Origin of the sequence: Nonomuraea sp. B1E8 (assembly GCF_039871515.1) — a bacterium.
Taxonomy (GTDB): domain Bacteria; phylum Actinomycetota; class Actinomycetes; order Streptosporangiales; family Streptosporangiaceae; genus Nonomuraea.
Genome location: NZ_JBDPLS010000002.1, coordinates 556,721 through 578,696 on the forward strand (window position 1 = coordinate 556,721; position 21,976 = coordinate 578,696).

Below are 21,976 nucleotides of genomic sequence, written 5' to 3' on the forward strand. Positions count from 1 at the left end.
CTTGAGTCAGGACCGGGCCTGTCCGAGCGGCCCTCAGATGCAGACCCGCTGGACGGGCGGTAGTGCGCTGGTGCTCACGGTCCCTCGCCGACCATGTGCGCGGCTTTGCTGTGCACAGGGGCCGGCCTGGCGAGGTCGTCACACTCGTCGGCGGAGTTGGAAGAGGGCGGCGGCGTTGCGCCAGGCGACGCGCTCGGCGAGCTCGCCCGTGAGGCCGGCCGCGGCGACCGCCCCGAAGGCCGACGACGGGTCGATCAGGGTCGCGTCCGTGCCGAACAGGAGCTGGGCCGGGTCCACACCCGCCACCACCTCCGCGATGCGGCCCGCAGGGGCGTGCGACCAGCAGGGCTCCAGATAGAGGCGGTCGCAGGCGCCCGCCGCCTCGATGGCGTGCCGGAACCCGTCCGCCCCCATGTGCCCGGCGATCACCCGCAGGCCGGGGATGTCCAGGCAGACCTCGGCCAGGTCGAGCACCGAGGTGCCCCACGTGTGCACGAGCGCCGGGCGGCCCGTTCCGGCGACCAGCGTCAGCGCCTCGCGCAGCCGCGCCGAGCCGACCGGCGAGCCCGTGTAGTCGGTGTGGATCTTGACGCCGACGAACCTGCCGCCCGGCAGGTACGCGCGCAGATCCGCCTCGGCCTCGCGCAGCCGGCGCGGGTTGACCGTGACGTAGCCGAGCAGGCGGTCCTGGGTCTCCAGGTACGCGGCCAGGGCGCGGTTGCCCGCAGGGGCGTCGTAGATCACGGCCTCGGTGGCGGAGACGATCGCCCGGTCGATGCCGTAGCGGTCCATGGTGGCCAGGGTGGAGCCGGCCACGTCCATGGTGAAGAACCACGGGCCCCAGTGGGCGTGCACGTCGATGATCACAGCGCGGGCCTCCTCGGCGTCCCGGCGAGCAGCCTCGTCGCGTTGCCGCCCGCCACCGCGGCGATCTCCGCCGGCCCCAGGCCGCTGGTGGCCAGGCGGAGGAGGGGGACGAGGGGTTCGTAGTGGGGGGTGCGCGAGCCGTACAGCAGGCGGTCGGCCCCGATCTCCGCGGCGACCGTCTCCAGCGCGTCGGGGGAGTTGAGCAGGCGGGTGGAGGTGTGGAAGCCGGGCTCGTCCCCGGCGGCCACCAGGAAGTCGCCCAGGTGGTAGAAGTGCGTGTCGAGGAAGACCACGTCGGCCCCGAGTCCGGTGAAGGGCTGCCAGAACCTGCGTACGTCGCCGCCGGTGAGCACCACCAGGCCGAGCCGCGCCGCCCGGCGGGCGACGTGCCGGACGGACGGGAAGCCCGCTTCGACCCCCTGCTCGTCGGGGAACAAGCGGACGGCCCTGGCCCCCGCCGACGCCAGCCGCTCCAGCTCGCGGGCCGCGCCGATCGGGTCGCGCAGGTCCACGGCCCCGACGGGAACGATCTCCGGGCGCGTGGCCGTGGCCAGCAGTTCGTCGTTGCCCGTGCGCACGTCGAACAGCGCCGCCCGCAGGCTGGCCACGGCCGCCGCCCGGACGTGGTGCGCGGCCAGCGTCTCCAGCACGGCGCCGGGCGTGCCGGGCGGCCCGTCGCGGTCCGGATACGCGCCGAACAGCACGTCCACGTCGAGCGTCACCTCCAGCTCGCCCACCAGCCGCCACGCGTCGAAGGGCGTGGCGGACCCAGCGTTTTCGGGCCCGACCTCAATCGACATGCCGGTCATTATGTCATTGACGACAAGCGTTGCTGAAGATACGGTCATGACCTTAATCAGGGTCTGCTCCGCTTCCGCGATCGTCATCGATCGCGCCGGGCACGCACCGTCCGCCCTTGACCGCCACTCCGTCGCCCGGATAGTTTCGGTCTGTGCCGAAATATGTGATCGATGCGCACCGGCTCGTCGGTCCCGTGCCGTTCGACGACCTGCCGTCGGATCCCCGGGGCGAGATGGACCGGCTGCGCATCGACCGGGCCCTCGTCACCCACACGCTCAGCCTCTACTCCGACCCGGAAGCGGGCAACGAGGCCCTGCTCACGCTCGACGATCCCCGGCTCGTCCCCGTGCCCGTCGTGGTGCCGGGGGAGACCGACGCGCCGCCGCCCGGCGTACGGATGGTCAGGCTCTGCCCGGAACGCCACCGGTTCGATCTCACGGGCCCGGCCACGCTGCGCTGCCTGCCCGCCCTCGGGCTGCCCGCCGCGATCGACCTCGACGAGACCTCGCCCGCCCAGCTCCGCCACCTCGCCGAGCTGCTGCCCGGCCAGCGCCTCCTCGTGCTCAACCCCGGTTACCGCAGGCTGCGCGCGCTGGGCGAGCTGATGGACGAGGCGCCGAACGTGTGGGCCGAGATCGGCACCGTCAACACCCAGGGCGGCGTCGAATGGCTGGCCGCGCGGTTCGGCGCGGAGCGGCTGGTGTTCGGCACCGGAGCGCCCGTCGCCGACGACTGCGGGCCGCGCTTCCTGCTCGACCACCTCGACCTGCCCGCCGAGGACGTCGAACGGATCGCCTCGGGGTCCCTGGAGGCGCTGCTGTGATCCTCGACGCCCACGGCCACGTGGGGACCTGGCCGGACTTCCTCATCCCCCACCCCGCCGCCGAGCACCTCGTGGCCGCGATGGACCGGATCGGCGTGACCGCGATGGGCATCAGCCACCTGCTCGCCGTCGGTCCCGACGCGGTGCGCGGCAACGCGACGGCCCTGGAGATCGCCGGGCGCTTCCCCGGCAGGTTCGGGGTCTGGCAGGTCTACAACCCGCACCACCGCACGCCGCTCCCCGGCGAGGGCGCGCGGGGCGTGTGGGGGGTCAAACTCCACCCCGACGTGCACCAGTGCCGCCTCGACGACCCCTTGTACGAGCCGGTCTGGCGCTGCGGCCTGCCGGTTCTCGCGCACGGCCAGACCGACTCGCCATGGAGCGACCCGGCCCAGTTCGCCACCGTCGCCGCACGCCATCCGCACGTGCCGCTGCTCATGGGGCACACGGGGCTCTGGCCGTACGGGTTCGGCCGCGCGGCCCGGCTCGTGGCCGATCAGCCCAACGTGTTCCTGGAGACGTGCGGCTCGAAGATGACCGGTCGCTGGATCGCCAGGCTGGCCGCGCTCGCGGGGCCGGAGCGGGTGCTGTTCGGCTCGGACGCGTGCTTCCTCGACGTGCGTACGGGCTACGGCCGCGTCGCGCTGGCCCCGCTCGCCGACGCCGACCGCGCTCTCATCCAGGGCGGCAACCTGGCCCGCCTCCTCGGCCTCCCCCTACCTGATCTGCCAGGCTCGCCCGGTTCGCCCGGTTCGCCGGAGAAGGGACATCCAGCGTGACGCTCGCCATCCACGGAGGCGCCCCCGTCCGGACGGCCCCCTGGCCGGCCTGGCCGCCGCCCGTCGACCCCGCCCAGCGCGAGCTGGTCACGAAGGTGCTGGAGAGCGGCCTCTGGGGCGCCACGCAGGGCGGCTCCGTCGTCGCGGACCTGACCGCCGCGTTCGCCCGCCGCTCCGGCGTCCGGCACGGCGTCGCCGTGGCGAACGCCACGCTGGGCCTGTTCGCGGCGCTGCGCGGCCTGGGCGTCGGCAGGGGGGACGAGGTGATCGTGCCGGCGTACACGTTCGTGGCCTCGGCCACCGCGGTGCTGCTGGCCGGAGCCACCCCCGTGATCGCCGACGTCGACCCCGTGGACCTGCACCTGTCCCCGGGCGCGGTGCGCGATGCGCTGACCGGCAGGACGGCCGCGATCATGCCCGTCCACCTGGCGGGCAGCCCCGCCGACATGGACGCGCTGAACGACCTGGCCGCCCGCCACGGACTCACGGTCGTCGAGGACGCCGCCCAGGCGCACGGCGCCACGTACAAGGACCGTCCGGTCGGCGGCCTGGGTGACGCCGGCGTCTACAGCTTCCAGGCGAGCAAGGCGATGACCGCGGGGGAGGGCGGCCTGATCGTCTGCCGCGACGAGGCCGTGCACGAGCGTGTCTGGTCGGTCTGCAATCTCGGGCGCGCGCTGGGCGGGCAGTGGTACGGTCACCCGTCCGTCGGCTGGAACCTGCGCCTGACCGAACTCCAGGCGGCGCTGCTGCTGCCCTGGCTGGACCGGCTCGACGAGGAGATCGACCGCAGGAACACCTTCTGCGCCGCTCTCGAGCGCGAGCTGGCCGCCGTCCCCGGGGCCGACGTGGTGCCCGCGACGGAGGGCACCACCCGCGACTCGCGCCACCTCCTCATGGTGCGCCTCGGTTCCGGCGTGGACCGCGCGTTCCTGCTGAGGGCCATGGCCGCAGAAGGCGTGCCGCTGGACGCCGGCTACCCGCCGCTCGGCACCATGTCCGCGCTGACCGACGAGGGCGCCCGCGCCGAGCCGTGCCCCGCCGCCGCCGAGGCGTCGAACACCGTGGTGTGGGTGCGCCAGTCGATGCTCATGGAGGCGCCGGCCGCCGCGGCCGACATCGCCGAGGCCCTCGCGAAGGTGCTGAGCCATGAGGGCGACGCCGGGATCGCGAATTAGTTCCTTCACCGTAATCCAGGTATTGACGACATAACAGCGTATCTCTAGGTTTCGGTCATGACCTTAATTAGACAAATGCTGGCTGCCGCGCTGGCGGCCGTCCTCGTGGCACTGGCCGCGGCCGCCCCCGCTGGCGCGGCGGAGCGCCGGGTGGAGGACCTGGGCGTGCCCCTGGAGGACGTGCTGCTGCTCGGCGGCGTCGTGGCGCCGGGCCCGGGCGGCGCGACCGTGCTCTGGGGCGCCTCCTCCGGAAGCCCCGCCCACCTCAACGCCGTCGACCCGGCCACCGGGGCCGAGGTGGCCAGGTACGACCTGCCGGGCGCCGAAGGCGCGTGGGCCGTGACCGCCACCGGCGACGGCAGCGTCTACGCCGGCACGTACGGCGACGGGCGGCTCTACCGCTGGACGGACCAGGGCGGTGTGCAGGACCTCGGCCGGCCCCTGCCCTCGGAGAACTTCATCTGGTCCGTGACGGCAGGTGCGGGCGCCACCGTCTACGGCGGCACCTACCCGGGCGGCCGCCTGTTCGCCTACGACCCCGAGACCGGCGTACGCGACTACGGCAGGCTCTCGCCTGCCCACGACTACGTCCGCAGCGTCTCCTACGCCGACGGGAAGATCTACGCCGGCACCGAAGCACCCGCCGCGGTCTTCGAGATCGACGCCGCCTCCGGCGCCGTCAGGCAGCTCCCCCTTCCCGACGGCCTCGACCCGGCGGGCAAGTGGGCCTACGACGTGGACGTCGCCGCCGGCCACCTCTACGTCCGCTTCGGCAGCGCCTTCCCCGGCCCGCTGCACGTGTGGGACATCGCCGCCGGCCGCTGGACCGACACCCTCGATCCCGCCCACGGCCTGGACGTCTCGCCGCCCGACGCCGACGGCGCGGTCTACCTCATCAAGGACGCCGAACTCGTCCGCTACGACCCGAAGACGAAGGAGACGACGGGCACGGGCATGCCGTTCACGGGCCGCGTCGCCAACACCCGCGGCATCGGCTGGGCCGAGCTCGGCCTGCCGGACTACCCGGGCAAGAGCGTCGTGGGCCTGCTCTGGCGCGGGCTGATGTTCCGCTACAACCCGCAGACCGGCGCGACGTCGTTCGTGGAGACGCAGGTCAGGGGCGAACCCATCGACGTCACCGCGCTCTCAGAAGGCCCCGACGGCCGCATGTACGCCGGCGGCTTCCTCAACGGCGGTTTCGCCGCCCTGGACCCGGACACGGGCGAGCGCGCCGAGTTCCACACGTTCTCGCAGAGCGAGGACATGGCCACGCACGACGGAAAGCTCTACGTCGGCGCCTATCCCGACGCCAGGGTCTACGCCTACGATCCGGAGCTGCCGTGGAACAGCCCCGAGTACTCGCCGAGCCCCGAGCCCGGCCCGGCGGACAACCCGGCACGCCTGTTCGACCTGTCCGCGGACAAGCAGATCAGGCCGCGGGCGCTGGCGTCGGCGGGCCGCTACCTCGCCGCGGGCACCATGCCGGACCTCGGCCACCTGGGCGGCGTGCTGGCGGTCTGGGACCCGGAGACCGGCAAGCTCAAGCACTCCCAGCGCAACGTGATCAAGGACCAGAGCATCGTCTCGCTCGCCTACCGCGACGGCGTGCTCTACGGCGGCACCTCCATCTACAGCGGCCAGACGGCCACGCCGCCGACCCAGCCGGAGGCCAAGCTCTTCGCCTGGTCGGTGAAGGACGACCGGCTGCTGTGGGAGATCGTCCCCGCGCCGGGCAAGCCGGCCGTCCCCGCGCTGACGTTCGACGATCGGGGCACGCTGTGGGGGATCGCCGGCGGCGAGGTCTTCGCCGTCAACCCGGCCTCCCGCAAGGTGGTCAAGCGGGTCACGCTGTCGGGCAGCGAGAGCGCGAGCGGGCAGCTCTCCTTCAACCGGCGTGACCGCACGCTGTACGGCGCCCACGCCGGCCAGTACGTCTTCTCGCTCGACCCGCGCACCGGCCGGCACACCCAGCTGAAGCAGGGACCCGTGCACCAGCTCGCGGTGCACGGGTCGGGAGACGTCTACTTCGCCGAGGGCCCGCGCCTGTTCCGGCTCACGGGTCAGCAGACGCGGTAGGTGGAGAAGTTCTCGAAGCGCCAATAACGGTCTCGACCGTAATTTGGCCGGTGGCTCCGTGGCAAGATGGCGGGCGTGGGCCCATCAGTGATCATCGCCGTCCGGCACGGAGAGAGCGAGGCCAACCTCGCCTACCGGCGGGCCGGCGACACGCCGCTGGTCTACGAGCGGGGCGACGACGAGGTGACGCTGACGGAGCAGGGCAGGGCGCAGGCCGCGGCCCTCGGGCGGCTGCTGGCCGCGCTGCCCGCCGGCGAGGCACCCGAGCTGGTGTGGTGCTCGCCCTACCTGCGCGCCCTCGACACGTGGCGGATCGCCCAGGCGACCTGGGGGATCCACCCGCTCCCCGTCACCGTGGACGAGCGGCTCAGAGACCAGGAGGCGGGCGAGTTCGCCCGCTACAACCCCGCCGCGGTCAAGCAGCGGTTCCCCGGCGAGCCGGAGCGGCGGGAGGCGCAAGGGGCCTGGGCCTACCGCCCGCCCGGGGGCGAGTCGCTGGCCGACGTCGTGGCCCGGCTGCGTGACCTCCTCGCCGGCCTGCCGCGGCGGGCCGACGGCCGGCGGGTGCTGATGGTCGCCCATGACTCCGTGGTGCTGGGGCTGCGCCACGTCATCGCCGGCGGCCCCGACGCGGAGCTCGCGGCCGTGCTGGAGTTCGCGCCGGTGCTCAACGCCTCCGTGTCGGTCTGGCGCACCGGCGGTGGCCGCTTCGAGCTCGTCCGCTTCAACGACGTCGGCCACCTCGGCCCCTGACGTTCCGGGGCTCGTCCGCCGCGACGACGTCGGCCACCTCGACCCGGGGGCTCGTCCGCCGCGACGAGCTCGCCTGTTACGGGCCCTGACGTCACCCTGTCCGGATGATCAGGTCGGCGCGTTGCCGCGTCCGGTCCTCGGCGAACCACGCGTGCTCGGCCGCGAACCACCTCCGCCACCGCGGCTCCAGCTCGGGTCCGTCCCGCTCCAGGACGCGCGCCAGGCGCACCGCCTCGGGCGCCTCCACCCAGACGGTGTACGCCAGCAGCTCCGCCACCGAGACCCTGGCCGTGCCGACCCCCTCGATGACGAGCGCCGGCGCGACCGGCACGATCACCTGTTCGACGTATTCGCCCAGCACCCAGTCGTACCTGCGAAAACACCCCGGACGGCCGTGTCGCAACGGATCGATCACCTGCGACTCCAGCGCGTGGAACCAGCCGCCGGGCCCGTCGTCCCACGGCACGGGGAAGTCGTCGCTGTGAATCACCTGGCACCCCAGGTCCGCGGAGAGCCGCCGCGCGAACGTCGTCTTGCCCGCCCCCGCGGGCCCGTCGACGGCCACCAGGCGGACAGGGCCGCAGGACGGGGGCAGCTTCCCGATGACAGCGGCCGGCGGATTCATCGGACCAGGGTAGAGGAGAGGGGCCCCGCGCCTGAGAGAATGTTCTTTCGCCCTTGGATCGCATGTAGGAGGTTGATCTTGCTCGGACCCCTCGGCGGCATCGTCGTGCTCGATCTTTCCAGGGCCCTGGCCGGGCCGCACGCCGCGCAGATGCTGGGTGACCTGGGCGCCAGGGTGATCAAGGTCGAGCATCCGGACGGCGGTGACGAGTCCCGGGGCTGGGGACCGCCGTTCGCCGGGCCGGATCACGACGTTTCGACCTATTTCCTGGCGGCTAACCGCAACAAGCAGTCCATCACCGTCGACCTGAAGTCTGTGGAGGGCAAGGAGCTCATCGAGCGCCTCGTCCGCCAGAGCGACGTCCTGGTGGAGAACTTCCGCACCGGCGTGCTCGACCGCCTCGGCTTCTCCGTCGAGCGCCTCCACGAGCTCAACCCCCGCCTCGTCATCCTGTCCATCACCGGGTTCGGCCACGACGGCCCGGAGGGCGGCCGCCCCGGCTACGACCAGATCGCCCAGGGCGAGGCCGGCCTGATGTCGCTGACCGGCCCCTCACCCGACGAGCCCTACCGCGTCGGCGCGTCCATCGCCGACCTGCTGGCCGGCATCCACGGCGCCTACGGCGTGGCCGCCGCACTCTACGAGCGCGAGCGCACCGGCAACGGCCGGGTCGTGCGCACGTCGCTGCTGGCCGCCGTCACCGGCGTGCACGCCTACCACGGCACCGCCTGGACGGTCGGCGGCAAGGTGCCCGGCGCTGGCGGAAACCACCACGCCTCCATCGCCCCCTACGGCGCCTTCCGCTGCGCCGACGGCATGTTGCAGATCGCCGCGGCCAACGACGGCCAGTGGAAGAAGGTCGCCGCCCTGCTCGGCATCGACCCCGCCGATGCGCGATACGCCACCAACAGGGAGCGGTTCGCCCACCGCGACGAGCTGATCGCCGACATGGAGCGGGCCCTGGCCGCCCACGACCGCGCCCACTGGCTGGCCAGGCTGGCCGAGGCCGGTGTGCCCGCGGGCGCGATCAGGTCGATCGACGAGGTCTACGCCTGGGAGCAGACCCGCTCGCAGGGCCTGGTCGTCGAGGTGGAGCACCCGGTGCTCGGGAAGATCGAGCTGCCGGGGCCCCCGCTGCGGTTCGACGGGCTCACCGGGGCCGAGCACAGCGCGCCGCCCGCGCTCGGCCAGGACAACGACGCCGTGCTCGCCTGGCTGGAGGCGCGCGAACAATGATCCGCCACCCGCGGCACCGGACGGCGCCCTCATGCGTCACCATTGCAAGGATGTCCGACTTCTAGGGAGTGATAGTGAGCCGTCCGGACGCGCGCACACTGATCGACACGGTCCTCGACAAGGGCTCGTGGACATCGTGGGACGCGCCGCCAGCCGACCCGGCGCCGCCCGGCTCCTCCTACGCCGACGAGCTGGCCGCGGCGCGCGCCAAGTCCGGCTACGACGAGGCGGTGATCACCGGCGAAGGGCGGCTCGACGGGCGCAGGGTCGCCATCGCGGCCTGCGAGTTCTCGTTCATGGCGGGCTCGATCGGGGTGGCGGCGGCCGAGCGGTTCGTCAGCGCGGTCGAGCGGGCCACGCGCGAAGGGCTGCCGCTGCTGTCCGCGCCGGCCTCGGGCGGCACGCGGATGCAGGAGGGCGCGCTCGCGTTCGTGCAGATGGTGAAGATCACCGCCGCGATCCAGGCGCACCGCGCCGCCGGCCTGCCCTACCTGGTCTACCTGCGGCATCCGACGACCGGCGGGGTCTTCGCGTCGTGGGCGTCGCTGGGGCACGTCGCGGCGGCCGAGCCGGAGGCGCTGATCGGGTTCATGGGGCCGAGGGTGTTCGAGTCGCTGCACGGCTACCCCTTTCCCGAGGGCGTGCAGGTGTCGGAGAACCTGCACCGCAGGGGGCTGCTCGACGCGGTGGTGTCGGCCGGGGAAGCGCGCGACGTCGCGATCAAGGCGCTCGCCGTGCTCGCCGCCGACAGGTCCGCCGTCGTGGCCGGCGCTCCCCCCGAGGAGGATCTGCGGCCCGTCGAGGCGTGGGAGGCGATCACCCGCTCGCGCCGCGACGACCGGCCCGGCGTGCGCACGCTGCTCAAGCTGGCCGCCACCGACGTGACCCCGCTCAGCGGCACCGGCGAGGGCGAGAACGAACCGGGACTGCTGCTGGCGCTGGCCAAGTTCGGCACCGCGCCGGCGGTGGTGCTCGGCCAGGACCGGCGCTTCCAGCGGGCCAACTCGCCGCTGGGCCCGGCCGGGCTCCGCGCGGCCAGGCGCGGCATGCGGCTGGCGGCCGAGCTGGACCTGCCCCTGGTGACCGTCGTCGACACGGCGGGCGCCGACCTGTCGAAGTCGGCCGAGGAGGGCGGCCTGGCGGCCGAGATCGCCCGCTGCCTGGCCGAGCTGGTCATGCTCGACGCTCCCACCGTGTGCCTGCTGCTCGGCGAGGGCGCGGGCGGGGCGGCGCTGGCGCTGCTGCCCGCCGACCGGGTGCTCTGCGCGCAGCACGCCTGGCTGTCGCCGCTGCCGCCCGAGGGGGCCTCCGCCATCCTCTACCGCTCGGTCGACTTCGCCCCCGAGATCGCCCAGGCGCAGCACATCCGCGCCACCGACCTGCGGCGCGACGGCATCGTCGACCGGGTCATCCCCGAGGTGCCCGACGCCGCGTACGAGCCGCGCAACTTCTGCGAACGGGTCGGGCGGGCGCTTGAGCACGAGATCGCGCTGCTGCTGCGGGCGGCCCCCGCCGACCGGCTCGCCGCCCGCCACGCCCGCTACCGCGGCCTCGGCGTCTCCACCGGTTAGACCCCTACGGCACCGGGACGCGCTCGACGCGGATCGAGAAGACCTCCTCGCGGGGCACCACGACCTCGTAGGCGCCGTGGTCGACCATCCAGTAGCCCAGTGCCTCCGCCTTCATCCCGCTGTGCCCGGTGTAGGCGATGTGCAGGCCGTCGTCGTCCTCGTCGAGCACGATGCACGGCTCGCCGCCGAACGCTCCCACCGTGCGGATCAGCACCAGCCACTCCAGCTGCGCCCTGGGCACGACTCGCCGCCAGTAGCCGGAGGAAGGCTCGAACCCCTCCAGCTCCGTCTCGCTGAACAACACCACCTGGTCGCTGTCGGGGCCGAGGGCGGCGGGCAGGGTGCGCTCGCCGAAACGGGCCACGAACCCGGCGGCGATCGGCACGATCTCGTCGCTCATGCGGAGGGCCGCCAGGTCAGCCCGTCGTAGTGGGCGAAGGTCCGCTCGCCCTCAGCGGTGACGCGGATGATCTCCGCCCCGGCCGGGATCGGCATCGGAACGGTGTGGAACTGCGGCACCACGTGCTCCGACGACGTCGTGAACCCGTTGCCGGCGAACGGCGGGGCGTCGCTCCAGTCGCCGCCCATGTGCGGTCCGTACGGCACCGCGTAGGTGTCGATGTCGCGGGCGAACCAGCGCATGACGTAGATCTCGGGCACTTCGGCGAACAGCTCCGATCCATCGAACGACAGGTCGAGCCCGTAGTAGAGCGCCTCCGGCGTGGCCAACCTGACGCAATCCTGCACCCGGTAGACGTAGCCGGAGATGACCGTGCGCTTGCCCGACAGATATGGCACGAGCAGACGCGGCGGGACAACCTTCTGCATCTGCGTTCCGCTCACGCTTCTACTTTACGATCTGTTGAAACCGGAGCATCCGATGTTCAAGGCACGGCAAGGCGGCGCGGGCGGCCGCGGTCTGCTCATGGTCGATCTCCACGACCTGCACACCCGGGGCGGTGCCGAGGTCGGCGCGCACCACGCCCAGCGGGTCGACCAGCATGCTGCGGCCCACACCGTAGCCGTCGGACGCCTCGGCCGGGTTGGGCGCCTGGCCGACGGCCGCCGTCCACATGGTGTTCTCCAGCGCCCGCGCTCTCACCAGGGTCACCCAGTGGTCCTCCTTGAGCGGCCCCGAGCCCCAGGCCGCGATCACCGCGAACAACTCGGCGCCCTGGTCGACCAGCGCCCTGGCCAGCTCGGGGAAGCGAATGTCGTAGCAGGTGATCAGCCCGACCCGCACCCCGGCCAGCTCGACGACCACCGGCTCGGCGCCCGGTTCGACCAGGTCGGACTCCTTCGCCCCGAACGAGTCGAACAGATGGATCTTCCGGTACGCCGCCCGCACCGTGCCCTGGGCGTCGATGGCCACGGCCGTGTTGTGCACGCGCTGGCCGCCCGGCTCGAACACGCCGGCGATCACCGCGAGACCGTGCTCCTTGGCGGCCTCGGCCAGGCCGGACACGAACGGCCCGTCGAGGGGCTCGGCCAGGCTCGTGATGCGCCTGCCGTAGCGGGTGAGCGTGGCCTCGGGGAAGATCGCGAGGTCGGCGTCCTCGGCTCGGGCGAGCGCCTGCCGCACTCTCTCGAGGTTGGCCGGCGGGTCAGGAGAGACCGGGATCTGGCAGAGGGCGATTCTGGTCACGGCCAGACTCTAGCCGGTTGGGGACCCGCCGAAACCACGTGAGGCACCGCCAGACCCATTCGAGCGGGCCGTACCTGAACCTCGCCAGCCACCACCTGCTCAGCAGCACCTGCGCGGCCACGGTCACCAGCGTCAGAGCCACCACCGACCAGCGGGTCCTGTCGGCGCCGACCAGCGGGCCCGTCAGCATGACGATCGCGGTGCCCGAGACGTAGTTGGTCAGCGCCATCCGGCCCAGCGGCTCCAGCACCGCCGCCGACCACGGCCGCAGCGCGAGCAGCAGCCCCAGCGAGTACGCCGCCGCGCCCGCCAGCGCGGCCACGCTGTAGATGCTCCAGGCGTGCGTGGACGACCACGCGGCCGTCAGCAGCGCGGTGGCCGGCACGGCGACCGCGAACGACGGCAGCAGCAGCCACCTGGGCGGACGCAACTGCCACACCGCCATGCCGACCAGGAACAGGCCGGGGATCAGCAGCGGCCCGCCGCCGACCGCAACCCCCCACCCGGCGACTGCCAGCCCGAGCACCAGCACCGGCAGGCCGGGCGCCAGGAACGAGGCGGGCAACAGCACCACCGCGCCGTAGAAGGCGTAGTCGGTCAGCACCTCGCCCTCGTAGAAGGTGCGCTGCACGAGCCCGAAGCAGAACAGCCAGAACAGCCTGCTCAGCAGCGCCCACCGGCTGTTGCCGCGCAGGAACAGCAGGAAGCTGATGCCGAACAACATCGAGAAGATGGGGTAGAACCGGCTCTGGAACAGCGCCTCGATGGTCCAGTCGACGCCGGTCTGCTGCTTCGTGGTGTGCTGCCAGGTGTTGACCAGCATGATCCCGCCCACCGCGAAGCCACGGAGAGCGTCGAGTTCACGGATGCGCGTCACAGGAACCAGGTGAACCACCATATGAGGAATCCGGCGCCGATGGCGGTCGCGGCGATCTGGGGCCACCTGCGGTCGCGGAGCAGCGCCGCGGCCGTCAGCACGGCCGACGCCACCGCGATCGACGTGTACGGGCCGGTGGTGCCGGGGACGCCGACGGCCAGGGCGGAGCCGTTCGCGCCGGCCAGGGTGTGCGCGGACTGGGCCACGAGCCCCGTGAAGGCCACGCCGGCCAGCCCGGCGAAGGCCGCGGGCGCCCGGCCCCGAAGCGCCCCGGAGACGAGCTGGACCAGCGAGGCGAGCGCGAACGCCGCGAAGGGCGCGGCCAGCCAGGGGGATCGGGAGATCAGGTAGGGGGCCGCGGTGACGTGCAGGTCGCCCGGCCGGGCGGCGGTGGTGGGGGCCGCGCACGGGGCGGTCGACGCCGTGGCCGGGTCGGCGACGAACGCGGCGATCTTCCCGCGGGCGCAGGCGCTGGTGAGGAAGACGGCGTGGGAGGCGCCGGCGAACTCCTCGAAGCGGGCGTCCGGCAGGGCCTGCGCGGCGGACCTGGCCGTCGCGGCGGGGGCGGCGGGGTCGTACCGGCCGCCCAGGACGTACACGGGGGCCGAGGGGGTGGCGTTCACGGGCTCTGACCTGGACACCTGCCAAGCATCGCATACCGCTTTGTCTGCATTTATGGTGAAAAGTCGTGATTGTGAAGTGAAGGTGTTGAACGGGACCTCGTCCTGGCACTGGACCGCGTGATACAGGCCCCACACGCGCGCCGCCAGCCGCTCGCCCGCGGCGTCCACCAGCGGCCGCAGCAGCTCGTCACGCCCCTCGGCGAGCCCGCCGACCAGCGCGGGCGCCACCGCGGCCAGGTCCGCGTCGAGCAGCGCCCCGGCCATGATCGCGGCCAGGTCGTCGCCGGTCACCCATGCCGTGAACGCCCTGCCGAGCACCGGATCCGTCGTGGGCACCCGGGCCGGCGAGGCGTTCAGCCTGGCCCGCACGGCCGCGAACCGCTCCCCGGCTTCCAGCGCGGCGAGCGCGCCGCCGAGGTGGCGATCGGCGCCGTCGTAGCGGCGGGCGCCCGCAGGAAGGAACGAGTCGAGCACCGCCGAACGCACGCCCCCCGGGTCGGCCGCGGCCACGCCGAGCATGACCCTGGTCGAAGAGCCGACCCCGAACAGGTGCCACGCGTCGTACCCCAGCTCCTCGCGCAGGGCGACCACGTCGGCCGCGATCTCCCGCGTACGGTAGCCCCGCAGGTCGACGCCCTCCTCCTGGAGCCGGTCGCGGCATCGTACGGCCGCCGCGGCCACGTCGGCGGCCCTATCGGCGGCCCTGTCGGCGGCCGGCCGCCGCAACTGCCCGAGCAGCGCCTGCGCGGTCTCCGGGCAGCCCAGCGACGGCTCGGAGTGCCGGCCGCCGCGCTGTTCGACCGTCACCACGTCGCGATCGGGGAACATCGCGCTCAGCACGGACATCGCGTCCATCGACGCCGGCCCCGGCCCGCCGCCCATGAAGACCACCGGATCCGCTTCGCGGCCACCGGCGCCCGCCACGCGCACGGCGTACGCCACCTTGACCGTCCGCCCGGGGGCATCCCTCCGCTCGGGGACCTCCAGGAAACCGCAGGTGGTGCGCGGCGGCATGGCGACCGGGCACGGATGCCGCGCGGCCATGCCCGGGTTGGGGGCGGGGTTCATGGCGGGGTTCACGGCGGGGTTCACGGCGGGGTTCACGGCGGGGTTCACGGCGGGGTTCACGGCGGGGTTCACGGCGGGGGGCGCCGTGAGGGCGAGGGCGAGCACGACCCGAGAGATCACTGCACGAGACTAATAGTGTGGGCACGTGACCGAACCACTTGTTTCCAGGATGCGCACCTTCGGCACGACGATTTTCGCGGAGATGAGCGCGCTGGCCGTGCAGACCGGGTCGATCAACCTCGGCCAGGGCTTCCCCGACACCGACGGGCCCGCCGCGATGCTCGACCGCGCGGTCGAGGCGATCGGCTCGGGCGCCAACCAGTACCCGCCGGGGCCCGGCGTGCTCGACCTGCGGCAGGCGATCTCCGAGCATCGCTCGGCCCACTACGACCTCTCCTACGACCCGGCGGGCGAGATCCTCGTCACGGTGGGCGCCACCGAGGCGGTCGCGGCGAGCGTGCTGGCGCTGTGCGAGCCGGGCGACGAAGTGATCGCGTTCGAGCCCTACTACGACTCCTATGCCGCCTCGATCGCGCTGGCCCAGGCCCGGCTGGTGGCCGTGACCATGCGGCCGGAGGCCGGCCGCTTCACGTTCGACCCCGGCGAGCTGCGCGCCGCCGTCACGCCGCGCACCAGGGCCATCCTGGTCAACTCGCCGCACAACCCCACCGGCACGGTGTTCACCAGGGAAGAGCTGACCGTCATCGCGGAGCTGTGCCAGGAGCGCGGGTTGATCGCCATCACGGACGAGGTCTACGAGCATCTCGCCTTCGACGGGGTCGAGCACATCCCCCTCGCCACGCTGCCCGGCATGCGGGAGCGCACGGTGATGATCTCGTCCGCGGGCAAGTCGTTCTCGGTCACCGGCTGGAAGACCGGCTGGGTGTGCGCGCCGCCCGCCCTGGTCACGGCGGTGCAGACGGTCAAGCAGTTCCTGACGTTCACGGCGAGCGCCCCGTGGCAGCTGGCGGTGGCGTACGCGCTGCGGCACGAGCTGGAGTGGGTGGCCGCGCTCCGGGCCGGGCTGCAGGACAAGCGCGACCGGCTCATGGAAGGGCTGACGGCCGCGGGCTTCTCCGTGCTCAAGCCCGCCGGCACCTATTTCGTGCAGACCGACATCCGGCCGCTGGGCTTCGAGGACGGCCTGGAGCTGACCCGCCGGCTGCCCGGCCTGGCCGGGGTGGTGGCGATCCCGACCCAGGTCTTCTACGACCATCCCGAACGCGGGCGGCACTTCGTACGGTTCGCCTTCTGCAAGAAGGACGAGGTCATCGACGAGGCGGTGACCCGGCTCAAGCGCCTGTCGTCCTGACGCGCCCTCCGTAAAGAGTGTGTAAGCATGTGGTCGCTGAGGGCAGTATGAAGCTTGCGGTATCGCGGTGATACCACTCCCCGACCTACGATGAGGGGCATGGCCATGACCCTTCGCCTCAGCGACCAGCAGACCGAAGCCCTCCGCAAGCGCGCCGACGCCGAGGGGCGCAGCATGCAGCAGGTCGTCCTGCGCGCGATCGACGACTACCTGGAGCGAGCCTCGGACGACGAGATCACCGAGGACCTCGCGCGCAAGGGAGCCGAGCGCTTCTCCGACCTCTTGCGGAGGCTCGGCGAATGACCCGATATATCACCCTGGAACAGGCGCTGCGCGTCGCCAAGATCGCCGTGGGCGGCCCTGTCGAAGTGCGCGATCTCGGGCTTCTCGAGGCGGCCCTCCTGCGGCCGCGCACGTCGCTCTTCGGCTGTGAGGCCTACCCCGATGTGCTGGTGAAGGCCGCCGCCCTGCTTCACTCGATCGTCGCCAACCATCCCTTCGCCGACGGCAACAAGCGGACGGGCTGGCTTCTCACCTATGTCTTCCTGGCCAGGAACGGCATCGAACTCGATCCCTCCAACGACGACGACGCCTACGACCTGGTCATCGCCGTGGCCTCCGGCAAGCTCACCGAGGCCGACGAGATCGCCGACGTGTTGCGTACGTTCACCGTCCCGTCGTGACGGACGGTCACCGGCGGTGGGTGTTGCCGCCGCTCGGCTCGTCCAGCGGGGTCAGCGCGGCCGTCGCCTCCTCGTTCTCCATCCCCGTCGCCTGCAGCAGGTCGACCACCACCGAACGCAGCTGCGCGATGATGACGTGCGCCGAGAACCCCAGCTGCGGGGGCCGTTCCCTGGCGGCCACGGCGAGCAAGGCCTGCCGCGCCAGCGTCGGCTCGCGGCCCGCCCCCAGCTCCAGCTGCAGCAGCAGGGCCGCCTCCGACACCTCCCGCATGGCCTCGGCCAGCGCGGCCGGGGGAGGGCTGACCTCTCCGAGCGAGGCCAGCGTGCGCCTGATCAGCACGCGTGCGTTGCGCAGGGCCAGGTCCACCGGCATGGCAGCGGTCTCATAGCGCGCCAGCCGGGCCCGCCGGTGCCAGTGCACGGGCGAGATCATGGCGATCTCCTTGCTGGTCTCCAGCGCCGCCTCGAACTCCTCGACCGCTCCCTGCGTGTTGCGTGCCTCCTCCAGCGCTTCGGCGGCCAGCTCCACGTCCCGCTTCTCGATCGCCGCGGCGGCCTGTTCCAGCACCGTCGACAGCGCGTCCAGCACCCCGGACAGGTGTTTGGCGGCGATCATGAACGGGCTGGCGGGCAGCAGCGCGACCGCCGCGATCCCGATGATGCCGCCGGTGAGCGCGTCGGCCATCCGGTCCAGGCCGCCCACGTCCTCGCCGGGCACCAGGGTGGCCACCAGTACGGCCGACGAGCCGGCCTGCGCGACGAAGAGCGCTCCGCTGTTGAGCAGCACCGCCACGGTCATCGCCAGCCCCACCACGAGCGCGAGCTGCCAGGCGCCCGAGCCGATCCAGGACACCAGCAGGTCGCCCACGCCGACGCCGAGGCTGACCCCGACGACCAGTTCGATCACCCGGCGCAGGCGCTGCCCGAGCCCCACGCCGATGCAGATGAGCACGGAGATCGGTGCGAAGATCGGTCGCGGGTGGCCGAGCAGCTCGATGGCGGTGAGCCAGGCGAGCGCGGCGCCGACCGCGCACTGCGCGATGGACGGCGCCATCAGGCCGAACGTGCCCAGCCGTTCCTTCACATGATCGCTGAGCCTCGTTCGCACCTCTCCACCTTGGCGGATCTTCGACACAATGTCACGTTTGCCCCGGCCAGGTGTGTTTAGTCGGGAGCCGGTTCTGCGATCACGAACCCGCCGCTGATCCGTTCAGGAATCCGGCGGCGACCCGTCCAGGAAGCCGTCCACCACCCGCAGGAACGCGCGGCGCGCGTTGACGTGGACGAGGTGCCCGGCCTCGATCGTGACCAGCTCGGCCCCGGGGACCAGCGCCGCCACGTCCTGCGCGCGCAGCGGGCTCGACGCCCCGCCCGACACCACCAGCGTCGGCGCCGTGATCCGTGCCAGCCCCTCCCGCCAGGCCGGATCGGGGTCGACGAGTTGCCGCTCGGTGTCGTGCATCATCCGCCAGTCGAACCGCGTCGACCCGTCCTCCACCAGCGGGGCGCGGTTCTCCAGCGGGTAGGGCTGCGGCGGATCCTCCAGCACGAGCCGCTCGACCCGCTCGGGACGGCTCATGGCCAGAAGGTAGGCCACCACGCCGCCGAGCGAGTGCCCCACCACCGTGGCGCGTTCGACGCCCAGGTGGTCGAGCAGCCCGACGACGTCCTCGGCCATGGCGGGCAGCGGATATTCGCCCGGACGGCCGCTCGCCCCGTGCCCGCGCAGGTCGAGCGCCAGAACGTGATAGCGGGCGGCGAAGTGCTGGGTGATGCCGTTCCAGTCGTTGTGGTCGGCGGTGCGCCCGTGGAGCAGCAGGAGCGCGGGGGCGGAAGGATCGCCTTCCTCCCGGTAAACGAGCTTGATCCCGTTGACGTGCGCGTCGCGAATCACAGGCGCGACCCTACCGCCGCCGCTCAGCGCACGTTGACATCGTCCGCGGCGTTCCTGGGCAGACATTGACCATGAACCCCGCTGACCGGCTCGGCTAGCGTCGCCAGGACGGGGGAAACGTACGGGAAGAAGGGGCTTCGTATGCCGGACCCGATAGAAGTGCGCAAGGTGCCCATCGAGAGCGTCACCGACGCCTCGGGGTTGTCACGGCTCATCGCCGACGGGGTGATCGAGGCCGGCCGGGTGCTGGCCGTCGTCGGCAAGACCGAGGGCAACGGCGGCGTCAACGACTACACGCGCATCCTCGCCGACCGCGCCTTCCGCGAGGTGCTCGCCGAGCACGGGCATCCGGCGCCGGACAGCGTGCCGCTGGTCTGGTCGGGCGGCACCGACGGGGTGCTCAGCCCGCACGCCACCATCTTCGCCACCACGGCCGACGCGCCCCCGTCCGAGGAGCCGCGGCTTTCGGTGGGCGTGGCCATGAGCGAGGTGATCCTCCCCGAGGACATCGGCAGGCCCGCCATGGTCGAGAAGGTCGCCGCGGGCGTGCGCGAGGCCATGAAGACCGCCGGCATCGACGACCCGCGCGACGTGCACTACGTACAGACCAAGACGCCGCTGCTCACCCTCGCCACCATCACCGACGCCAGGAGCCGCGGCCAGGACACCGCCATCGAGGAGACCGGCCCCTCCATGGACCTGTCCAACTCCACCACCGCCCTCGGCATCGCCGTCGCGCTCGGCGAGATCGACATGCCGCGCGCCGACCAGATCCACAAGGACCTGTCGCTCTACTCGTCGGTGGCCTCGTGCTCGTCGGGCGTGGAACTGGACCGGGCGCAGATCGTCCTCGTCGGGAACGTACGCGGGATCGGCGGCCGCTACCGCATCGGCCACAGCGTCATGAAAGACGCCCTCGACGCCGACGGCATCTGGGAGGCCATCAGGGACTCCGGGCTGCCGCTGCCGGAGCGCCCGCATCCGTCCGACCTCGGCGGGCGGCTGGTGAACGTGTTCATGAAGTGCGAGGCCGACCCGTCAGGACGGGTGCGGGGACGCCGCAACATCATGCTGGACGACTCCGACGTGCACTGGCACCGGCAGATCAAGGCGACGGTGGGCGGGGTGGCGGCCTCGGTCACGGGCGACCCCGCCGTGTTCGTCTCGGTGGCCGCCGTCCACCAGGGCCCATCCGGCGGCGGCCCGGTCGCCGCCATCTCCGACCATGGATGAGCTTTTATGAGTATTTACGGCTTCGCCCAGGTTCAGCCACTCGCCGCAGGTTGCTGACGGCCCTCCAGGAAACGCCCGCTGACCCTTCACCGGCGGCCCGCCGTTACGGAGCGCACTCTTGACCCTCGCCGTGGTCGAACCCGCGACCGGTCGCGTGACCTGACGCAGGACACCGTTAGCACGTTGGTGCGCAGCACGCGGGGCATGGCGGCGAGTTGCTCGTCGAGGGGGAGGCGCGCGATCCGCATCGGAAACCATGATGTCACCCGGGCGCGGCCGGGGGTGGACCGTGACCGGCCGGATGCGCGCGCTGCGGGCCAAGCTCGGGGCCGGATCCGGGCGCGGGTAGTGTCGGGGGTTGTGCCGAGCATCCCGCAGCCTCTGAACCCTGACGACGACGGCCGCGCCGCTCCCGCCGTCGCCGCCGCTCTGGCCGCCTTCGAGGCCGGTACGGCCGGCGACGCCGAGGTGCTGGCCGCGCTGAGCGGCGCCAGGCTGCTCGTGCCCGTGGTCGCCCTGCTGACCGAGACCGAGGTCGGCGCGCACGGGCTCCGGCAGGAGAAGGAGAGCGAGATGGCCCTGCCCAAGCTCGTCGGGCAGGACGGCAGGCACGCGGTGCTCGCGTTCACAAGCGCCGGCGCGCTGGCCAGGTGGCGTCAGGACGCCCGGCCCATCCAGGCCACCGCGCTCCAGGTCTGCCGGGCCGCCGTGCAGGAGCAGGCGGCCGCGGTCGTGGTGGACGTGGCGGGTCCGGTGCAGTTCGTGATCGAGGGAGACGTGCTGGCGGCGCTCGCGGCGGTCGAGTCCGGCACCGTGGGCGAGCTGCGCGGCGTCACCGTCGCCCGCGTGGAGCCCACCCGCAGGCGCCGCCGCTTCCCCTGGGGACGCAGGCCTGCCCGATAACCACCCGGCGCCGGTGGTCAGGAGCCCGACTCCGGCCACGCCTGATCCGTCCTGATCGGGCGCAGGTTCCCGCCCGGCTCCGGCCGGCTGCGCTGGTTGATGGGCGGCAGCGTGAAATGGCCGCGGATCATGTCGACGAGCTTGGCCATCTTGTCGTCGGCCTCGCCGACCTTGCGCTGGTCGAGTGTGACGCCCACGACGTAGCGGCCGTGGTCGACCCAGTAGTGGAACAGCGCGCCGCGCTCGACGTCCAGCACGGTCCTGATCACCGTGCCGCTCTCCAGCAGCCTGAGGTGCGCGTCGAGCCGCTGCCCGATCCAGTCGATCTGGCGGCCGAGCTTGAGATAGGTGATCCTGCGTTCCTCGGGTGTCGACTCGTGGAAGAAGTGCTGCAGGTCGGCGTCATCGAGCACGTCGGTGTAGAAGGCGCAGCCGCCAGGGCTGAAGAACGCCACGAAGTGCAGATCCTCCTGGTCGATCACGGAGACGCAGCTCCCGAGCGCCTTCTCCATCGCCGCGCTGAGGTCCGGCTGCGTGCGGATCAGGATCTCCGACTCGCCGATCACCTTGCGCTTGGTCGTGGTCGGCGACGGGCCCGCCGTCGTCTCCAGATGCGGCACGTACAGGCCGCGCCGGAAGAGGACCAGCAGGTACGTCCCGGTCAGCAAGGTGAACGCGGCGATCCCGATCATCGACAGGCCGAGCAACTCGCCGGACAAGTGCCCGTTCCACAGAACCGGCCCGAACCCGGCCGCGAACCCCAGCACGACCCCCCCGGCCGCCGTCACGGTCATGGCCGTGACCAGCATGGTCGGCAGCCGTCCGCGCAGCCGGCCGGCGATCAGGGCGATCAGGGCCAGCCCTGTCACCACGGAGACCACGGTGATGGCGCGGGAGACGTTGTACTCCTCGCCCTCGATGTACCAGGCCAGCATTTCGAGCAGGACAGGGGCGAGCACGAAAGTCGCGATGACCACTGCGAACCTGACGAACCGATCCCTGTCCACGCGGGCAGTGTCCGTGATCGGC

23 protein-coding genes are annotated in these 21,976 nt (G+C 72.5%); 12 read left to right on the top strand and 11 right to left on the bottom strand.

The features are described 5' to 3' along the window. Window positions 1-138: 138 nt before the first annotated feature. Both ABGA98_RS11575 and ABGA98_RS11580 read right to left on the bottom strand, forming a co-directional pair. A complete protein-coding gene (locus ABGA98_RS11575; protein ID WP_347618208.1) occupies window positions 139-867 on the bottom strand; it encodes an amidohydrolase family protein in 729 nt (242 codons plus the stop codon). After that, window positions 864-1,667, bottom strand: coding sequence for an amidohydrolase family protein (locus tag ABGA98_RS11580; protein ID WP_347618209.1), 804 nt, complete (start codon window positions 1,665-1,667; stop codon window positions 864-866). The genes ABGA98_RS11575 and ABGA98_RS11580 overlap by 4 nt, the downstream gene beginning before the upstream one ends. A 152-nt stretch (window positions 1,668-1,819) precedes the next feature. Between ABGA98_RS11580 and ABGA98_RS11585 the strand changes: the two genes are divergently transcribed. From ABGA98_RS11585 to ABGA98_RS11605, 5 genes are all read left to right on the top strand, one after another. Next, window positions 1,820-2,491 carry an amidohydrolase family protein gene (locus ABGA98_RS11585; RefSeq protein WP_347618210.1) on the top strand — a complete coding sequence of 224 codons (672 nt, stop codon included), beginning with the start codon at window positions 1,820-1,822 and terminating at the stop codon, window positions 2,489-2,491. Further along, window positions 2,488-3,270: an amidohydrolase family protein gene (locus ABGA98_RS11590; RefSeq protein ID WP_347618211.1), complete on the top strand. Its 783-nt coding sequence runs from the start codon at window positions 2,488-2,490 to the stop codon at window positions 3,268-3,270. Before ABGA98_RS11585 ends, ABGA98_RS11590 begins: the two co-directional genes overlap by 4 nt. Continuing rightward, complete coding sequence (locus tag ABGA98_RS11595) at window positions 3,267-4,448, top strand: DegT/DnrJ/EryC1/StrS family aminotransferase (RefSeq protein ID WP_347618212.1); 1,182 nt, start codon at window positions 3,267-3,269, stop codon at window positions 4,446-4,448. Before ABGA98_RS11590 ends, ABGA98_RS11595 begins: the two co-directional genes overlap by 4 nt. A 75-nt stretch (window positions 4,449-4,523) precedes the next feature. After that, entirely contained in the window at window positions 4,524-6,524 is a 2,001-nt protein-coding gene (locus tag ABGA98_RS11600; RefSeq protein WP_347618213.1) for a PQQ-binding-like beta-propeller repeat protein, read from the top strand. A 75-nt stretch (window positions 6,525-6,599) separates the two neighbouring features. Then, window positions 6,600-7,277 carry a histidine phosphatase family protein gene (locus ABGA98_RS11605; protein ID WP_347618214.1) on the top strand — a complete coding sequence of 226 codons (678 nt, stop codon included), beginning with the start codon at window positions 6,600-6,602 and terminating at the stop codon, window positions 7,275-7,277. A 91-nt stretch (window positions 7,278-7,368) separates the two neighbouring features. Here the strand turns inward: ABGA98_RS11605 and ABGA98_RS11610 are convergent, their stop codons facing one another. After that, a complete protein-coding gene (locus tag ABGA98_RS11610) occupies window positions 7,369-7,902 on the bottom strand; it encodes a hypothetical protein (protein ID WP_347618215.1) in 534 nt (177 codons plus the stop codon). Between the two features lie 78 nt (window positions 7,903-7,980). Between ABGA98_RS11610 and ABGA98_RS11615 the strand changes: the two genes are divergently transcribed. Further along, a complete protein-coding gene (locus ABGA98_RS11615) occupies window positions 7,981-9,138 on the top strand; it encodes a CoA transferase (RefSeq protein ID WP_347618216.1) in 1,158 nt (385 codons plus the stop codon). Window positions 9,139-9,212: 74 nt separating this feature from the next. Next, on the top strand, window positions 9,213-10,709 hold the full coding sequence (locus ABGA98_RS11620) for a carboxyl transferase domain-containing protein (RefSeq protein WP_347618217.1): 1,497 nt from the start codon (window positions 9,213-9,215) through the stop codon (window positions 10,707-10,709). Window positions 10,710-10,713: 4 nt separating this feature from the next. Here the strand turns inward: ABGA98_RS11620 and ABGA98_RS11625 are convergent, their stop codons facing one another. The 5 genes from ABGA98_RS11625 to ABGA98_RS11645 are packed head-to-tail and all read right to left on the bottom strand — an operon-like array spanning window position 10,714 to window position 15,042. Next, window positions 10,714-11,109: a hypothetical protein gene (locus ABGA98_RS11625; RefSeq protein ID WP_347618218.1), complete on the bottom strand. Its 396-nt coding sequence runs from the start codon at window positions 11,107-11,109 to the stop codon at window positions 10,714-10,716. After that, entirely contained in the window at window positions 11,106-11,552 is a 447-nt protein-coding gene (locus tag ABGA98_RS11630) for a hypothetical protein (RefSeq protein ID WP_347618219.1), read from the bottom strand. The genes ABGA98_RS11625 and ABGA98_RS11630 overlap by 4 nt, the downstream gene beginning before the upstream one ends. A 4-nt stretch (window positions 11,553-11,556) precedes the next feature. Then, on the bottom strand, window positions 11,557-12,354 hold the full coding sequence (locus ABGA98_RS11635) for a carbon-nitrogen hydrolase family protein (RefSeq protein ID WP_347618220.1): 798 nt from the start codon (window positions 12,352-12,354) through the stop codon (window positions 11,557-11,559). Then, window positions 12,314-13,231: a DUF418 domain-containing protein gene (locus ABGA98_RS11640; RefSeq protein WP_347618221.1), complete on the bottom strand. Its 918-nt coding sequence runs from the start codon at window positions 13,229-13,231 to the stop codon at window positions 12,314-12,316. The genes ABGA98_RS11635 and ABGA98_RS11640 overlap by 41 nt, the downstream gene beginning before the upstream one ends. Further along, the gene (locus tag ABGA98_RS11645; protein ID WP_347618222.1) at window positions 13,228-15,042 is read right to left on the bottom strand and encodes an alpha/beta fold hydrolase; all 1,815 of its coding nucleotides are present in this window, start codon (window positions 15,040-15,042) and stop codon (window positions 13,228-13,230) included. Before ABGA98_RS11645 ends, ABGA98_RS11640 begins: the two co-directional genes overlap by 4 nt. A gap of 25 nt (window positions 15,043-15,067) precedes the next feature. Between ABGA98_RS11645 and ABGA98_RS11650 the strand changes: the two genes are divergently transcribed. The 3 genes from ABGA98_RS11650 (at window position 15,068) to ABGA98_RS11660 (ending at window position 16,917) form a co-directional block, all read left to right on the top strand. Continuing rightward, a complete protein-coding gene (locus ABGA98_RS11650) occupies window positions 15,068-16,234 on the top strand; it encodes a pyridoxal phosphate-dependent aminotransferase (protein ID WP_347618223.1) in 1,167 nt (388 codons plus the stop codon). A gap of 99 nt (window positions 16,235-16,333) precedes the next feature. Then, window positions 16,334-16,537: a ribbon-helix-helix protein, CopG family gene (locus ABGA98_RS11655; protein ID WP_347618224.1), complete on the top strand. Its 204-nt coding sequence runs from the start codon at window positions 16,334-16,336 to the stop codon at window positions 16,535-16,537. After that, window positions 16,534-16,917 carry a type II toxin-antitoxin system death-on-curing family toxin gene (locus ABGA98_RS11660; protein ID WP_347618225.1) on the top strand — a complete coding sequence of 128 codons (384 nt, stop codon included), beginning with the start codon at window positions 16,534-16,536 and terminating at the stop codon, window positions 16,915-16,917. Before ABGA98_RS11655 ends, ABGA98_RS11660 begins: the two co-directional genes overlap by 4 nt. Before the next feature lie 7 nt (window positions 16,918-16,924). Here ABGA98_RS11660 and ABGA98_RS11665 read toward each other — a convergent pair whose 3' ends face one another. Both ABGA98_RS11665 and ABGA98_RS11670 read right to left on the bottom strand, forming a co-directional pair. Then, window positions 16,925-18,025: an FUSC family protein gene (locus tag ABGA98_RS11665; RefSeq protein ID WP_347618226.1), complete on the bottom strand. Its 1,101-nt coding sequence runs from the start codon at window positions 18,023-18,025 to the stop codon at window positions 16,925-16,927. Window positions 18,026-18,127: 102 nt separating this feature from the next. Then, a complete protein-coding gene (locus ABGA98_RS11670) occupies window positions 18,128-18,811 on the bottom strand; it encodes an alpha/beta fold hydrolase (RefSeq protein ID WP_347618227.1) in 684 nt (227 codons plus the stop codon). 141 nt (window positions 18,812-18,952) lie between these two features. Here ABGA98_RS11670 and ABGA98_RS11675 point away from each other — a divergent pair, with 141 nt between their 5' ends. Together ABGA98_RS11675 and ABGA98_RS11680 are read left to right on the top strand one after the other, a co-directional pair. Then, window positions 18,953-20,044, top strand: coding sequence for a ring-opening amidohydrolase (locus tag ABGA98_RS11675; RefSeq protein WP_347618228.1), 1,092 nt, complete (start codon window positions 18,953-18,955; stop codon window positions 20,042-20,044). A 360-nt stretch (window positions 20,045-20,404) separates the two neighbouring features. After that, a complete protein-coding gene (locus ABGA98_RS11680; RefSeq protein ID WP_347618229.1) occupies window positions 20,405-20,947 on the top strand; it encodes an SseB family protein in 543 nt (180 codons plus the stop codon). Window positions 20,948-20,964: 17 nt separating this feature from the next. Here ABGA98_RS11680 and ABGA98_RS11685 read toward each other — a convergent pair whose 3' ends face one another. Further along, window positions 20,965-21,954 carry a hypothetical protein gene (locus ABGA98_RS11685; protein ID WP_347618230.1) on the bottom strand — a complete coding sequence of 330 codons (990 nt, stop codon included), beginning with the start codon at window positions 21,952-21,954 and terminating at the stop codon, window positions 20,965-20,967. Window positions 21,955-21,976 lie beyond the last annotated feature (22 nt).

Bases quoted from the DNA above. Each gene is read 5' to 3' on its own strand.
- ABGA98_RS11580 (WP_347618209.1), bottom strand. From the start codon at position 1,667: ATGTCGATTGAGGTCGGGCCCGAAAACGCTGGGTCCGCCACGCCCTTC.
- ABGA98_RS11600 (WP_347618213.1), top strand. From the start codon at position 4,524: ATGCTGGCTGCCGCGCTGGCGGCCGTCCTCGTGGCACTGGCCGCGGCC.
- ABGA98_RS11610 (WP_347618215.1), bottom strand. From the start codon at position 7,902: ATGAATCCGCCGGCCGCTGTCATCGGGAAGCTGCCCCCGTCCTGCGGC.
- ABGA98_RS11625 (WP_347618218.1), bottom strand. From the start codon at position 11,109: ATGAGCGACGAGATCGTGCCGATCGCCGCCGGGTTCGTGGCCCGTTTC.
- ABGA98_RS11655 (WP_347618224.1), top strand. From the start codon at position 16,334: ATGGCCATGACCCTTCGCCTCAGCGACCAGCAGACCGAAGCCCTCCGC.
- ABGA98_RS11660 (WP_347618225.1), top strand. From the start codon at position 16,534: ATGACCCGATATATCACCCTGGAACAGGCGCTGCGCGTCGCCAAGATC.
- ABGA98_RS11675 (WP_347618228.1), top strand. From the start codon at position 18,953: ATGCCGGACCCGATAGAAGTGCGCAAGGTGCCCATCGAGAGCGTCACC.